Genomic DNA, 14,477 nt, shown 5'->3' on the forward strand with positions numbered 1-14,477 from the left:
CGTATGTGCTGACGTTGAGCGACGACGCGGTTCCGCTCGAAGCGGTGGACGACGATGCGCGCGCGCTGGCTGCGCAGTGCGACATCGACGTCGGCGCGCTGGCGTTCGACCGGCTGCTGCACGATGTCCGCGATTCGCTGCGGGAAAGCGACAACGCAACGGTCGATGTGCCGCTCGCCGCCGCGGACGGCCTGCACTGCGCCGCTACCTGCGTGTCGGCCGGATCCGCCAGGGTCTACCTGCTCGCGTTGCGGCGAGCGGAGCGCGACGCACGATCGCTGCACGACATGCTCGCGCTGCTCGACATCACGCTGGGCGTCTCGCTGAAAAGTCATTTCGATCTCGTCGCGCACCAGACACTGGTGGAGGAACAGAAGGCGATCATCGACCACATCGGCGACGGGCTGATGGTGCTCGGTCGAGGCGGCATCGTGCGTCATGCGAGTACCGTCGCGGGACGGATTCTCGGGATCGATCCGGTGGCCAGCATCGGGCGGCCGCTCGAGGCGCTGATCGACTTCGAGCCGATCATTGCGCCGATCTTCACGACGGGCGTGGGTTACGTCGATCGTGAGCTCATCATCGACTCGCCCGCCCGTCACCTGCACCTGATCGACACGGCGATTCCCGTGAAGAACAGCTGCGGGCAGGTGGTTTCCGTCGTCAACACGTTCCGCGAGATCAAGCGCGTACGCAGCATCGCCGGCAAGTATGCGGGCAGCTATGCGCGCTATACGTTCGAGAACATCGTCGGGCAGAGCGACAGTCTGCTCGACGCGATCGGCGCCGCCCGCAAGGCGGCACACGGTTCGGCGAATCTGCTGCTCAGCGGCGAAAGCGGCGTCGGCAAGGAGGTTTTCGCGCAGTCGATCCACAACGCAAGCGCGCGCCAGGCCCAGCCGTTCATTGCGATCAACTGCGCCGCGCTGCCGCACGATCTGATCGAAAGCGAGCTGTTCGGGCACGCGCCGGGCAGTTTTACCGGGGCGACCAAGGAAGGGCGGCCGGGGAAATTCGAGTCCGCCGACGGGGGTACCGTGTTTCTCGATGAAATTTCGGAGCTTCCGATCGACGTGCAGGCGAAGCTTCTGCGCGTGCTCCAGGAACGCGAAGTGACCCGGCTCGGGGATACCAAGGGAATCCCGATCGACGTACGCATCATCTGTGCGAGCAACCGCGATCTGGAAGCGATGGTGGCGGCGAAGGAGTTCCGGGAGGATCTGTACTATCGCTGCAACGTCATCGAGATCTCGATTCCGCCATTGCGATCGCGCAAGGCCGACGTCACGGCGACCGCGAACTTTTTCCTGAGCAAGTACGCGACGCTGCTGAACAAGAAGATATTCGGGTTCAGCAAACGGGCGCTCGATCAGCTGCATGCATACGCATGGCCCGGCAATGTCCGGGAGCTGGAGAATCTCGTCGAGCGCACCGTGAACCTGAGCGACGAAGGCATCATCGACGACGTGTCGGCTTTGTTGCGGCCGCCGCGAGGCGCAGGTGGGATGTCCGATCCGATACCGGCACCTGACATGCACGCAAAGCCCGACACGCGGGGCGATCATGCGATTCAATCGCTGCGGGACGTCGAGCGCGACGCAATCCATCACGCGCTGGCCGCGTGCCGGTTCAACGTCACGCGTTGCGCGGCCCTGCTCGAAATCTCGAAGCCGGCGTTGTATGCAAAGGTGAAGCGATACAACATCAAGCTCGAGCGGCCGTTGCATTAGCGCGATCCGGCCATTCGGCGCATGGGTCGATGCCGGTGCCGATTGGCTCAGTCGGTCGAGCGCCGCCACGCCATGGCGGCGCGAGTGCGAGTGCGCACCTCGATGTCAGGGGATAGGCGATCCGTGCGGCGACGCTGTTCGCCGCATCGGCATCAACCATGCCGCTCCCCGATACGGTTCTCCTCCGGACTCCACACGCTCAACCCCTCCGTCGGATCCATCGGGATCTCCCACGGCCGCGCGGCGATCGCCTGCATCGTCGCCTCGAACCCGGCCTCCCGGCGCGCGGCAATCCCGGCCGGCGTGAAATCGATATCCTTCCATTGATCGTCGCCGTCGAGCCGCGGCGCCGCGAGCTTGATCACGCGCATCGTGGTCTGGCAGCCCCACGCGGCGAGCGCCTGCACGTCGGCCGACGTGCGCTCCGCTTCCGGTAGCCGCATGACCAGTTCCCGGATCACGTGGCGCAGCCCGTGAATCTGCTGTTGGCGCGCGATGTGGCTGTCCGTGCGGCTCGCGTACTGGATGTCCTTCTGCCGCTCCGACACCTGCCAGATGCTCTGCGGTTCGGGCCCGACCGGATTCCACATCTGCACCGAGAAGATGATCGAACTGCGGCGCGGCGCATCGTCGAGCACGACTTCGACCGGTGTATTCGAATAGACGCCGCCGTCCCAGTACGGTGCGCCGTCGATCCGCACGGCCGGGAACGCGGGTGGCAGCGCGCCCGAGCTCATCACGTGCTCGATGCCGAGCGGCCGGTCGCGCGAATCGAAATAGTGCATCGCGCCCGTGCATGCATTGACCGCGCCGACGGTCAGTCGCGGACGGCCGGCGTTCAGCAGGTCGAGGTCGACGAGCGACGCGAGGGTGTCGCGCAGCGGCTCGACCACGTAGTACGACGCGTGCTCCACGCCGACGCGCGCGAGCGGCCCGAGCCACGCGGCGGGATTCGGCCGGAAGAACCCGGGGATGCCCGCGCCTATGATCGAGAGCTCGGAGCCGATCTTGTCCCAGCTGGTCGGGAAGCCCGGCACGTTGACGGCGGGCCGTTCGGTGACGTGGCGCCAGAACTCGGCCATCCGCTGCGCGCGGTGTCCGGGCGCGTTGCCGGCGATCAGCGCCGCGTTGATCGCACCGATCGACGTGCCGATGACCCAGTCGGGCTGGATTCCCGACGCGGCCATCGCCTCGTAGACGCCGAGCTGGTATGCGCCCAGTGCGCCGCCGCCCTGGAGCACGAGCACGACCTGGCCCGGCAGTTTCGGATGTGCGGGTCGACTTGCCGTCATAGCTTGCCTCGCGGTCAATGACGGCCGGCGGGCGCCGGCCGGATTGAACCAGTGTAGGCGATCGGCGGGCGGCGTCAGCGGTGTCGGCGCTGTGCACGTTTCATGGCGCGCCGCGTCATTCGACGGTAATGGTCTCCTTCATGTACGGATGAATCCCGCAGAACACCTTGTACACGCCCGGCTTGTCGAAGCGGAACGAGTAGGTTTCGTCCTGGTCGAGTGCATTCGAGTGGAAGATGCCCGCATCGTTGACGACGGTATGCGGCTCCGCATCGAGGTTCTTCCACGTGATCGTCGTGCCGGCCTTGATCGTGGTCGACATCGGCGAAAACATGAAGTTGTGGATCGTCACGAGCGGGCCGGCCGGGGTTTGCGCGAACGCAGCGAGCGGCGTGCCGGCGGCGGCCGCGCACAGGGTCAGCGTCGCCAGCAGCGTCGAGGGCTTGAAGAGGGGCATGTCGGTCTCCTTGCGTATCGGGATCAGGCGAGCGTCGCGTCGTGCAGCGACGCAGCAGCGGGATGGCCGGCGAACTCGACGGTCGTCACGCCAAGCATCGCGGGCAGCCGGTCGCGCGGTACCGTGAGCGGCACCGGGCCCGGGCCGTTGCCGGCCGTCGGTTGCGGGAACGCGGTGGAGCGTGCGGTGTGGAACGTCACGTTGCCCTCGACCTTCGACACGATCTGGTGGATGTGCCCGTTCAGCACGGTGACCGAGCCGAAGCGGCGCAGCAGCGCCATCGTCTGCGGCGCGTCGCCGGTTCCCCAGCCCCACGGTTCGTAGATGGTCCACATCGGCATGTGCGAGAACACGACGATCGGCGTGCTCGACGATTGCCCCTTGAGATCCTGCGCAAGCCACGCGAGCTGCTCGTCACCGAAGCTGCCGAGCCCGTTCGGCTTGAAATGCATCACGTTGACGAGCGCGACGAAGTGCACGCCGGCGTGATCGAAGCTGTAGTAGCCGCGGTTGTTCGACGCCTTGCCGAACCGGCTGAAATACTCGGCGCCCGAACCGTCGGTGACGTCGTGTTCGCCGGGCACCGTATGCAGCTCCGGCACGCGCAGCGCGGACAGCAACTGCGACGCCTGGTCGAACTCCGCCGCTTTGGACAGGTGCGTGATGTCGCCGGTATGGATGGCGAGCGCGGGCATCGCCGGCATCCCGTTGACGAGATCGATGGTCTGCCGCAGCGTGGCCGCGACGTCGGGATTCGCGTCCTTGTTGAAGCCGATGTGCGTGTCGCTGATCTGCACGAACAGCGGCCGGCCCGCATCGGCGGGGACGGCGGCGCCGCTTTGCGCGAGCGCCAGGTCGAACGGCGTCAGGATGCCGCCCGACAGCGTAAACAGCGTGCCGAGGCCGCCGAACGCCATGCATTGCAGGGCCTTGCGGCGCGACGGGCGGGTGGGGGTCGATGAAGACATGTGAGCCTCGCAATCGTATGACGGAACCGGACGGCCGGGTCGTCCGGGAATAAACCGGCGCTTTCGCATGCCATACCGACGCGGCGGCGGATTTATTCCCGCTTGTTACGAGGCCGCACCCCGATGCTTGCGGCTTGCGGGGGGAAACAGGGTCGCTGACGGGGGGCTGTCAATGTCCTGTAAGTGACATGTCACATTTGCGTCACGCCCGCCCGATAGCCTGCGACACCGAATCACCTCTCCGGAGCCACTCATGCCGAATCTCGCGGCAACGGAAACCAGCGGTGCGGCCAGCAGTCGCACGCGCACCATCAGCCTTGCGCTGTTTTTTCTGATCATTGCGTGCGGCGTCGTCTACATCGGCATTCACCTGAGTGCGGATCTCGGTTCGGTCAAGGAGAGTTCGGCCCTGCCGTTCGTGCTGCTCGTCGTCGCGCTGCTGATCGCGCTCGGCTTCGAATTCGTGAACGGCTTTCACGATACCGCGAACGCGGTCGCGACTGTCATCTATACACATTCGCTCGACCCGCATCTGGCGGTCGTGTGGTCGGGCCTGTGGAACCTGTTCGGCGTGCTCGTGTCGAGCGGTGCCGTCGCGTTCGGCATCCTGCAGTTGCTGCCGGTCGAGCTGATCCTGCAGGTCGGCAGCGGCTCGGGCTTCGCGATGGTGTTCGCGCTGCTGATCGCGGCTGTCACATGGAACCTCGCGACCTGGTATTTCGGCCTGCCGTCGTCGAGCTCGCATACGCTCGTCGGCTCGATCATCGGCGTCGGCCTGATGAACCAGTTCGTCAGCGGCCCGTCGGGCACGAGCGGGGTCGACTGGAACCAGGCGCTCGGCGTCGGCAAGGCGCTGCTGTTCTCGCCGCTGGTCGGCTTCGTGCTGTCCGCACTCGTGCTGCTGCTGCTGAAGGCGCTCGTGCGCGTGCCGGCGCTGTATCAAGAGCCGAAGGGCAGCAAGCCGCCACCGTTCTGGATCCGCCTGCTGCTGATCCTCACCTGCACGGGCGTGTCGTTCGCGCACGGCTCGAACGACGGGCAGAAGGGCATGGGCCTGATCATGCTGATCCTGATCGGCGTGATGCCGACCGCCTATGCGCTGAACAAGGCGGTGACGCCCGACCAGACGAGCACGTTCGTCGCGGTCGCGCGCCACGCGTCGACGACGCTCGTCAAGTACGGGGACCCCGCGGCGCAGCCGGCCGACGCGCGCGCCGATGTCGAGACCTACGTGCGCACGCACACGCTGACGCCCGCGACGATCCCCGCGCTGCGCACGCTCACCGACACGATAGCCGACCAGGTCGCGCAGGCCGGCGGCATCTCGAGCGTGCCGCAGAACCTCGTCGACAACGTGCGCAACAACATGTACGTCGCGTCCGAGGCGATCCGCCTGATGCAGAAGGCGAAGGTGCCGGCGTTCTCCATCGAGGACGCGAGCGCGCTCGAGGCATTCAAGAAACAGATGGACCGCGCGACGAAGTTCATCCCGACCTGGGTGAAGGTCGCGGTCGCGATCGCGCTCGGGCTCGGCACGATGGTCGGCTGGAAGCGGATCGTCGTGACGGTCGGCGAGAAGATCGGCAAGTCGCACCTGACCTACGGGCAGGGCGCGTCGGCCGAGGCCGTCGCGATGCTGACGATCGGGATGGCCGACGCATACGGATTGCCGGTGTCGACGACGCACGTGCTCGCGTCCGGGGTGGCCGGCACGATGACTGCGAGCGGCGCGGGGCTGCGCTGGGACACGGTGCGCAACCTCGTGCTCGCGTGGGTGCTGACGCTGCCCGCGTCGATCGCGCTGTCGGCGGCCCTGTACTGGGCGCTGCACAAGCTGTTCTGAGCCGCGCCGGCTGACGCCATACCCGGCCGCGTGCCGCGCGGCCGGCCCCATCGATTTTCAATTCGACCACGACGCTACCGATGGATATCAGTTTCTTCGATCCGAATCGCACCGCCAACGCGTCCGCGTGGCGTGTGCTCCCCAACCGCTGGGACGCGGTCGCGTTTCCGCTGATCATCGGCATACTCGCGATGGCGATCGTCGGCTTCCATCAGACGATGGCGCCGATCGGCGTGTTGCAGACGCAGAAGATCTCGCTCGATCCGTCGAACCTGCCCGAATACGCGTTGCGCACCACGCTGCGGATGCTCGCCGCGATGGTCGCGTCGCTCGTGTTCACGCTGGTGTACGGCACGCTTGCCGCGAAAAGCCGCCGCGCGGGCATGGTGCTGATTCCGATCCTCGACATCCTGCAGTCGGTGCCGGTGCTCGGCTATATCTCGTTTACGGTCACGTTCTTCCTCGCGCTGTTCCCGGGCCGCGTGCTCGGCGCCGAACTGGCCGCGATCTTCGCGATCTTCACGAGCCAGGCGTGGAACATGACGTTCAGCTTCTACCAGTCGCTGCGCACGGTGCCGCGCGACCTGAGCGAAGTATCGCGCGGCTTCCACCTGACGTCGTGGCAGCGCTTCTGGAAGCTCGAGGTGCCGTTCTCGATGCCGGGGCTGATCTGGAACATGATGATGTCGATGTCGGGCGGCTGGTTCTTCGTCGTCGCGTCGGAAGCCATCACGGTCGGCAATCAGACGATCACGCTGCCGGGCATCGGCGCGTATCTCGCGCAGGCGATCTCGGACAAGAACCTCGGCGCGGTGGGCTGGGTGATCGTCGCGATGTCGGTCGTGATCCTCGCGTACGACCAGTTCCTGTTCCGTCCGCTCGTCGCATGGGCCGACAAGTTCCGGATGGAGAACACCGCGTCGGGCGATGCGCCGCAATCCTGGCTGCTCGACATGATGCGCCGCACGCACCTGATCCATCAGCTGCTCGTGCCGGCCGGCTGGCTGCTGTCGCAGGCTGCGCGGATTCCGCTGCGCGTGCCGTTGCTGACGGGCAAGCGCTCGCGCGGCACGGCGGCGCGCCGTTCGTCGCGCGTTGGCGACATCGTGTGGGGCGCGTTCGTGATCCTGCTGACCGCGTACGTCATGTGGCGCGTCGTCAGCTTCGTCGCGACCGGCGTGACGATGGGCGAGGTCGGTCACGTGCTCGTGCTCGGGCTGATCACGCTGCTGCGCGTGCTGGTGCTGATCGCGATCGCGTCGGTGGTCTGGGTGCCGCTCGGCGTGCTGATCGGGCTGCGCCCGAAGCTGGCCGAGAAGATCCAGCCGCTCGCGCAGTTCCTCGCGGCGTTCCCGGCCAACCTGCTGTTCCCGGTGTTCGTGATCGTGATCGTCCACTTTCACCTGAACGCGGACATCTGGCTGTCGCCGCTGATCGTGCTCGGCACGCAGTGGTACATCCTGTTCAACGTGATCGCCGGCGCGATGTCCTATCCGAACGATTACAAGGAAGCGACGAAGAATTTCCGCATCCGCGGCTGGCAGTGGTGGCGCCAGGCGATCCTGCCCGGCATCTTCCCGTACTACGTGACCGGTGCGATCACCGCATCGGGCGGCGCGTGGAACGCGAGCATCGTGTCCGAGTTCGTGCAGTGGGGCGACACGAAGGTCGTCGCGCACGGCCTCGGCTCGTACATCGCGCAGACCACCGCCGCCGGCGATTTCCCGAAGATCATCCTCGGCATCGCCGTGATGTCCCTGTTCGTCACCCTGTTCAACCGTCTGCTGTGGCGTCCGATGTACGCCTATGCGGAATCCCGGCTCCGTCTCGATTGAGAGTAAGCGCGATGCAACAAAATTCGACCGTTATCAACGCCCCCGTCAAGACGTCCCAGCCGTTGCAGCCGCCGCGTCTCGGCGAAGAAATCCTGCGCGTCGAGCACGTGAACCGCGGCTTCAACAAGTCGCAGGGCGAACTGCTCGTGCTCGACGATGCGAACCTGTCGCTGCGCGAAGGCGAGATCGTCGGCCTGCTCGGCCGTTCCGGCTCGGGCAAGTCGACGCTGCTGCGCATCATTGCCGGCCTGATCGAGCCGACCGGCGGTGAAGTGACCTATCTCGGCAAGCCGTTGCGCGGCCCGGCCGAAGGCGTCGCGATGGTGTTCCAGACCTTCGCGCTGTTCCCGTGGCTTACGGTGCTGCAGAACGTGGAAGCCGGCCTCGAAGCACTGGGCGTCGGCGCACGCGAGCGGCGCGAGCGCGCGCTCGCCGCGATCGACCTGATCGGTCTCGACGGCTTCGAGAACGCGTACCCGCGCGAGCTGTCGGGCGGGATGCGGCAGCGCGTGGGCTTTGCGCGCGCGCTCGTCGTCGACCCGACGATCCTGCTGATGGACGAGCCGTTCTCGGCGCTCGACGTGCTGACGGCCGAAACGCTGCGTACCGACCTGCTCGATCTGTGGACGCAAGGCCGCATGCCGATCAAGTCGGTGCTGATCGTCACGCACAACATCGAGGAAGCGGTGTTCATGTGCGACCGGATCCTCGTGCTGTCGTCGAACCCGGGCCGCGTGATCGCCGAGATCAAGGTGCCGTTCAAGCATCCGCGCAACCGGCTCGACACCGATTTTCGCAAGCTCGTCGACGACATCTACGCGAAGATGACCGCGCGCCAGACCAACGAGGCGACGAAGAAGGGGTTGGAGCTCGGCAGCTGGATGCCGCGCGTGTCGACCAACCTGATGGCCGGCCTGATCGAGACGCTCGCGATGGCGCCGTATCACGGCCGCGCGGACATGCCGGAAATCGCGCGTACGCTGCATCTGGAAGTGGACGAACTGTTCCCGATCGCCGAAGTGCTGCAGTACCTCGGTTTCGCGGACGTGCGCGAAGGTGACGTGTTCCTGACGCCGCCCGCACGCGTGTTCGCGGAATTCGGCACGCAGGAGCGCAAGCTGATGTTTGCCGATCATCTGCTGAAGCATGTGCCGCTGGCGGCGCGGATCCGGAAGGTGCTCAACGAGCGTCCGGGCCATCGTGCGCCGCGTGTGCGCTTCGAGCAGGAGCTGGAGGATTTCCTGTCGGACGAAGCGGCCGAGGAAACGCTCGACGCGGTGATCGACTGGGGCCGCTACGGCGAGGTCTTCTCGTACAACGACAAGACGGAGGTGTTCAGTCTCGAGGATGTCGAGAGTTGATGCCCGCGCCCGAATGACGATCGACCGTCATTCGGGCAAATCCCACTGATTCGAATCCTGCTCGATCCCGCCCGTACTCAGCCGCTCAATCTTCTCCATCCGCTGCCGCGCCAGCTCGGGCAACCGGTTCGTCACGCCGATCACCAGCGCTTCCGCAAGCGCGAGCGCCGGCACGTTGGTCTGCAGCATCGCGAACGGACGCCCCTGGATCCGCAGCACGATCTCGGCGAATGCGCTGATCGGCGAGCGCCATTCGTCGGTGATCAGCAGCACGCGCACGCCGAGCCGATGCGCGGCCTGCGCGAACCGCACACTGTCCTTCTGATAGCGGCGAAAGTCGAAAATGACGAGCACGTCGTTGGGCCCCATGTCCGTCAGCGTGACCGACGCGAGATTCACGTTCGGCTCGACGTACTGCACATGAGGGCGCGCATACGCGAGCGTGAACGAAAACAGCGACGCGAGCGGCGCGGTATAGCGCCCGCCGCCGCAGAACACGCGGAGATCCGGATCGGCCAGCAGCGTCACCGCTTCGTCGAACGCCGCCGCATCGAGTCCCTCGATCGTGGTGGCGAGCGATTGCGACAGCCGCTGGAAGATCGCCGCATGGCTGTCGCGCATCCCGGATTCCGAGTGGAACGCATCCATCCGCGCGAGCGGCGAATTCATCGCGGTATCGATCTCGTCGTGCAGCGCCTGCTGGAACGACGAGTAGTTCGGAAAGCCAATCCGCACGACGAAGCGAAACACGGTCGGGTCGCTGACTTCCGCTTGCTTCGCGAAGCTCGCGATCGGCCCCAGCCCGAGACTGGGATAGCGATCCAGCAGCGCGTGCGCGACCTTCTGTTCCGACGGCGTGAAGCTATCCATCTGGGATAGCAGCAACGCCCTGATGCTTGTCCCCATCGGGCACTCCGGCTTGCTCGTATCTGAATGACAAACGGCAGACATGCGTCTGCCGGCGACTCCATGCATGTTAGCCCATCGACGGGCCGCGGGCCGTGTGCGATTGCAGATTAGAGGGACGCATCGCACCGGTCCTCGATCATTCATATGTGTAATAAAACAAACATTCCGTGCGGCCGACTAGTGCCAGATTTCGCGCATAAATTCAGTGATAACCCTAGGTTTTGAGATGAAAATGCCGATGCTATGATCGCGGCCTTGCCGGAATGTATTGTTCATTACATGCCGGATCAACAGCGTCGGCCGGCCCTCGGGGCCGGTCACGTATCCCGGCATGGTCCGGTCATTCGTCTGGAGGATTCCGTCATGAGGCGGCTCGTCGTACTCACCCTGTTGTCGGCCATGAGCGCGGGTGCGCTCGCCGCTTCGGAACCCGCGGTGGAAGCGAAGAACGGCATGGTCGTGTCGTCGCAGCACTTCGCGTCGCAGATCGGCGTCGACATCCTGAAGGAAGGCGGCAACGCCGTGGACGCCGCCGTGGCGGTCGGCTACGCGCAGGCCGTGACCAATCCGTGCTGCGGCAACATCGGCGGTGGCGGCTTCATGACCCTGCACATGGCCGACGGCCGCGATCGCTTCATCAACTTCCGCGAGACCGCGCCGGCCGCGGCCTCGGCGAACATGTATCTCGATGCGAAGGGCAACGTCATTCCGGACGACAGCCTGTACGGCTATCGCGCGGTCGGCGTGCCGGGCACGGTCGCGGGTCTCGACCTCGCGCAGCGCAAGTATGGCAAGCTGACGCGCAGGCAGGTGATGGAGCCGGCGATCCGCCTCGCGCGCGACGGCTTCGTGCTGACACGCGGCGATACCGACATCCTCGATACGACGATCGACCGCTTCAAGAAGGATCCGGACGCGGCGCGCATCTTCCTGCGCCCGGACGGTACGCCGCTGCAGCCGGGCGATCGCCTGGTGCAGAAAGACCTGGCCCGCACGCTCGAGCGTATCGCGGAGCACGGCCCCGACGCGTTCTATCACGGCGAAATCCCGAAGATCGTCGAAGCGGCAGCGAAGCGCGGCGGCGGGCTGATCACGGCCGCGGATTTCGCGTCGTATCGCGCGCAGGACATCGCACCACTGACCTGCACGTATCGCGGCTACGAGTTCGTGTCGGCGCCGCCGCCGAGCTCGGGCGGCGTGACGATGTGCGAGACGCTGAACGTCCTCGAAGGGTATGACCTGCGCAAGTTCGGCTACCAGTCGGCTTCCGTGGTCCACTACATGACCGAGGCGATGCGCCACGCGTACGAGGATCGCAACACGCTGCTGGGCGACCCGAACTTCATCGACAATCCGGTCGCGAAGCTGACGAGCAAGCAGTATGCGGCCGAGATCCGCAAGCAGATCAGCGGCGAGACGGCGACGGCGTCGGTCGACGTGCAGCCGGGTGTCGGCGTGCACGAGAAGCCGGAGACGACCCACTACTCGATCATCGACCGCGATGGCAACGCGGTGTCGACCACGTACACCGTCAACGGCCGCTTCGGCGCCGTGGTGATCGCGCCGGGCACGGGCTTCTTCCTGAACGACGAGATGGACGACTTCACCGTGAAGGTCGGCGCGCAGAACCTGTTCGGTCTCGTGCAGGGCACGCGCAACTCGATCGCACCGGGCAAGCGTCCGCTGTCGTCGATGGCGCCGACGATCGTGAAGAAGGACGGCAAGGTGTTCATGGTGGTCGGCTCGCCGGGCGGTTCGCGCATCATCACGATCACGCTGCAGACCGTGCTGAACGTGATCGACTACGGGATGACGCCGCAGGATGCGGTCGGTGCGCCGCGCGTCCATCATCAATGGCTGCCGGACGAGGTCTATTACGAGACCCGCGGCCTGTCGCCCGACACGCTCGCGATCATGCGCAACATGGGTTACAAGATGGTCGAGCAGACGCCGTGGGGCGCCGCCGAGCTGATCATGGTCGGCCTGCCCGGCACCGAGGCGGTGAGCCGCCAGAGTTCCGGCAACGACTCGTCGGTGTCCGGCAACGTGCGCGTCGGCTACATCTACGGCGTCAACGATCCGCGCCGCCCGGCCGGTTCGGCGATCGGGTACTGACCTGATCCGGTCGCATCACGCTGAACGGCTGCAACCGGTGTTCGTCATCGCGCGAACGCCGGTGCAGCAGCAGCGCGTCCGTTCGCGGACTTCCGCAGTATCGCGCGTGGCGGGTGCCCGGAATGCCGGGTACGACCGCCACGCGACGCGCGTACCGTGGCACGGCACCGGCGCGCGCATGTCCTTTTTCCATTCCTGCACCGTGCGTCGAGTTCCGTTATGAACAAACGAATGTCTGCGGCAGTCTGGATCCTGCTCGCGATGGCGGCCGGCATCCTGATCGGCTACCTGATCTACACGCAGTTTCCGGACAAGCAGTCGGCCACCGAGATCGCCGGCTACATCTCGCTCGTGTCCGACGTATTCCTGCGGCTGATCAAGATGGTGATCGGGCCGCTGGTGTTCTCGACGCTCGTCGTCGGCATTGCGCACATGGGCGACGCATCGTCGGTCGGGCGCGTGTTCGTGAAGGCGTTCGGCTGGTTCGTCACCGCGTCGCTGATCTCGCTGCTGCTCGGGCTGCTGATGGCGAACCTGCTGCGCCCCGGCGAGAACCTCGGCCTGCCGTTGCCGGACATCGGCGCATCCGCGCATCTCGCGACTTCCAAGTTCACGCTGAAGGATTTCGTCAGCCACATGGTGCCGAAGTCGATCGCCGAAGCGATGGCGAACAACGAGATCCTGCAGATCGTGGTGTTCTCGATGTTCTTCGGCGTCGCGCTGTCGGCGCTCGGCGAGCGCGGCAAGATCCTCGTCGCCGCGATCGACCAGCTGGCGCACGTGATGCTGAAGATCACCGGCTACGTGATGAAGCTCGCGCCGCTCGCGGTGCTGGCGGCGATGGCGTCGACCGTCGCGATCAACGGGCTGTCGATCCTGCTGAAGTTCGCGGTGTTCATGGGCGACTTCTACGTGAGCCTGTTCCTGCTGTGGAGCACGCTCGTGATCGCCGGCCTGCTGTTCCTCGGCCGACGCGTGTTCAAGCTGCTCGTGCTGATCAAGGAAGCGTTCATGCTGTCGTTCGCGACCGCGAGCTCCGAAGCCGCGTACCCGAAGATCCTCGACGCGCTCGACCGGTTCGGCGTGCGGCGCAAGATCTCGAGCTTCGTGATGCCGATGGGCTATTCGTTCAACCTCGACGGCTCGATGATGTACTGCACGTTCGCGTCGCTGTTCATCGCGCAGGCGTACAACATCCACTTGTCGCTCGGCACGCAGATCACGATGCTGCTGGTCCTGATGCTGACGTCGAAGGGGATGGCCGGCGTGCCGCGTGCATCGCTCGTCGTCATCGCGGCGACGCTGCACCAGTTCGACATCCCGGAAGCGGGGTTGCTGCTGATTCTCGGCGTCGACACGTTCCTCGACATGGGGCGCTCGGCCACCAATGCGGTGGGCAACTCGATCGCCAGCGCGGTGGTCGCGAAGTGGGAGGGCGAGCTGATGTCGGAGTCCGAGGCCGCAGCGCATGCCGCGCATCTCGACGCCGAACTGGAACGGCAGAACAACGATCCGGCCTATGGCGCCGGTCAGGCGACGTCCGCTTAAGCGACGCACGCCGCGTCGATGCACGCCGCCAGCACCATCGCGGCGGCGTTGCCCGGCGCCGAGCCGAGCAATTGCGGTGCATAGACGCTGTCGCCGGCCGCGATCGGCCGCCCCGACAGCGCGCAGATGCCGCGCTTGCGCGTCGTGAACAGCCGCCACTTCTGGTAACCGTAGTGACCGGTGCACGCGTCGCACCACGAAATCATCACGGTGTCGGCCGTGGGCCGCTCGAGCACGCTGATCGTCGGCCGGCTCGTCGCGTCCCACGACGGCAAGCGGTCGCGCGTGATGGTGCGCCGGCGTGGCTCGCCCCATGATACGGATGGCATGTCGAAGCTGCCGATCGCGGCGACGGTCCTGAGCCAGGGGGCTGCACTGTCGTTCATGTCTGCTTTCCTCGAAACGTTACGCAATGTCAC

11 protein-coding genes are annotated in these 14,477 nt (G+C 65.8%); 6 read left to right on the forward strand and 5 right to left on the reverse strand.

Features of this window, described 5'->3' with window-relative positions; genetic code table 11:
• Positions 1–5: 5 nt before the first annotated feature.
• The gene (locus GEM_RS18395; RefSeq protein WP_272148434.1) at positions 6–1,730 is read left to right on the forward strand and encodes a sigma-54 interaction domain-containing protein; all 1,725 of its coding nucleotides are present in this window, start codon (positions 6–8) and stop codon (positions 1,728–1,730) included.
• Positions 1,731–1,882: 152 nt separating this feature from the next.
• Here the strand turns inward: GEM_RS18395 and GEM_RS18400 are convergent, their stop codons facing one another.
• The 3 genes from GEM_RS18400 to GEM_RS18410 form a co-directional block, all read right to left on the reverse strand.
• A complete protein-coding gene (locus GEM_RS18400) occupies positions 1,883–3,022 on the reverse strand; it encodes a patatin-like phospholipase family protein (RefSeq protein ID WP_014898873.1) in 1,140 nt (379 codons plus the stop codon).
• 115 nt (positions 3,023–3,137) lie between these two features.
• Complete coding sequence (locus GEM_RS18405) at positions 3,138–3,479, reverse strand: cupredoxin domain-containing protein (protein WP_014898874.1); 342 nt, start codon at positions 3,477–3,479, stop codon at positions 3,138–3,140.
• A gap of 23 nt (positions 3,480–3,502) precedes the next feature.
• A complete protein-coding gene (locus GEM_RS18410; RefSeq protein WP_014898875.1) occupies positions 3,503–4,447 on the reverse strand; it encodes a metallophosphoesterase family protein in 945 nt (314 codons plus the stop codon).
• Positions 4,448–4,700: 253 nt separating this feature from the next.
• On the opposite strand from GEM_RS18410, the gene GEM_RS18415 reads away from it, so the two are divergent.
• The 3 genes from GEM_RS18415 to GEM_RS18425 all read left to right on the forward strand — a co-directional run bounded on the left by GEM_RS18415 (position 4,701) and on the right by GEM_RS18425 (position 9,486).
• Entirely contained in the window at positions 4,701–6,290 is a 1,590-nt protein-coding gene (locus GEM_RS18415; protein ID WP_014898876.1) for an inorganic phosphate transporter, read from the forward strand.
• An 80-nt stretch (positions 6,291–6,370) separates the two neighbouring features.
• Complete coding sequence (locus tag GEM_RS18420) at positions 6,371–8,125, forward strand: ABC transporter permease (RefSeq protein WP_014898877.1); 1,755 nt, start codon at positions 6,371–6,373, stop codon at positions 8,123–8,125.
• Positions 8,126–8,136: 11 nt separating this feature from the next.
• Complete coding sequence (locus tag GEM_RS18425) at positions 8,137–9,486, forward strand: AAA-associated domain-containing protein (RefSeq protein ID WP_014898878.1); 1,350 nt, start codon at positions 8,137–8,139, stop codon at positions 9,484–9,486.
• Positions 9,487–9,513: 27 nt separating this feature from the next.
• On the opposite strand, the gene GEM_RS18430 is transcribed toward GEM_RS18425, so the two are convergent.
• Positions 9,514–10,392 carry a MurR/RpiR family transcriptional regulator gene (locus tag GEM_RS18430; protein ID WP_014898879.1) on the reverse strand — a complete coding sequence of 293 codons (879 nt, stop codon included), beginning with the start codon at positions 10,390–10,392 and terminating at the stop codon, positions 9,514–9,516.
• 366 nt (positions 10,393–10,758) lie between these two features.
• Here GEM_RS18430 and ggt point away from each other — a divergent pair, with 366 nt between their 5' ends.
• Together ggt and GEM_RS18445 are read left to right on the forward strand one after the other, a co-directional pair.
• Positions 10,759–12,510 (forward strand): gamma-glutamyltransferase, encoded by a 1,752-nt coding sequence (gene ggt / locus GEM_RS18435; RefSeq protein WP_014898880.1) that lies wholly within the window; start codon positions 10,759–10,761, stop codon positions 12,508–12,510.
• A gap of 219 nt (positions 12,511–12,729) precedes the next feature.
• Complete coding sequence (locus GEM_RS18445) at positions 12,730–14,058, forward strand: dicarboxylate/amino acid:cation symporter (protein WP_014898881.1); 1,329 nt, start codon at positions 12,730–12,732, stop codon at positions 14,056–14,058.
• Here the strand turns inward: GEM_RS18445 and GEM_RS18450 are convergent.
• Complete coding sequence (locus GEM_RS18450; protein ID WP_014898882.1) at positions 14,055–14,444, reverse strand: DUF3331 domain-containing protein; 390 nt, start codon at positions 14,442–14,444, stop codon at positions 14,055–14,057. The two genes, GEM_RS18445 and GEM_RS18450, sit on opposite strands and share 4 nt — an antisense overlap.
• Between the last annotated feature and the right edge of the window lie 33 nt (positions 14,445–14,477).

The sequence above is a fragment of the Burkholderia cepacia GG4 genome (assembly GCF_000292915.1).
GTDB lineage: Bacteria > Pseudomonadota > Gammaproteobacteria > Burkholderiales > Burkholderiaceae > Burkholderia > Burkholderia cepacia_D.

Bases quoted from the DNA above. Each gene is read 5' to 3' on its own strand.
- GEM_RS18400 (WP_014898873.1), bottom strand. From the start codon at position 3,022: ATGACGGCAAGTCGACCCGCACATCCGAAACTGCCGGGCCAGGTCGTG.
- GEM_RS18405 (WP_014898874.1), bottom strand. From the start codon at position 3,479: ATGCCCCTCTTCAAGCCCTCGACGCTGCTGGCGACGCTGACCCTGTGC.
- GEM_RS18410 (WP_014898875.1), bottom strand. From the start codon at position 4,447: ATGTCTTCATCGACCCCCACCCGCCCGTCGCGCCGCAAGGCCCTGCAA.
- GEM_RS18415 (WP_014898876.1), top strand. From the start codon at position 4,701: ATGCCGAATCTCGCGGCAACGGAAACCAGCGGTGCGGCCAGCAGTCGC.
- GEM_RS18420 (WP_014898877.1), top strand. From the start codon at position 6,371: ATGGATATCAGTTTCTTCGATCCGAATCGCACCGCCAACGCGTCCGCG.
- GEM_RS18425 (WP_014898878.1), top strand. From the start codon at position 8,137: ATGCAACAAAATTCGACCGTTATCAACGCCCCCGTCAAGACGTCCCAG.
- GEM_RS18430 (WP_014898879.1), bottom strand. From the start codon at position 10,392: ATGGGGACAAGCATCAGGGCGTTGCTGCTATCCCAGATGGATAGCTTC.
- ggt (WP_014898880.1), top strand. From the start codon at position 10,759: ATGAGGCGGCTCGTCGTACTCACCCTGTTGTCGGCCATGAGCGCGGGT.
- GEM_RS18445 (WP_014898881.1), top strand. From the start codon at position 12,730: ATGAACAAACGAATGTCTGCGGCAGTCTGGATCCTGCTCGCGATGGCG.
- GEM_RS18450 (WP_014898882.1), bottom strand. From the start codon at position 14,444: ATGAACGACAGTGCAGCCCCCTGGCTCAGGACCGTCGCCGCGATCGGC.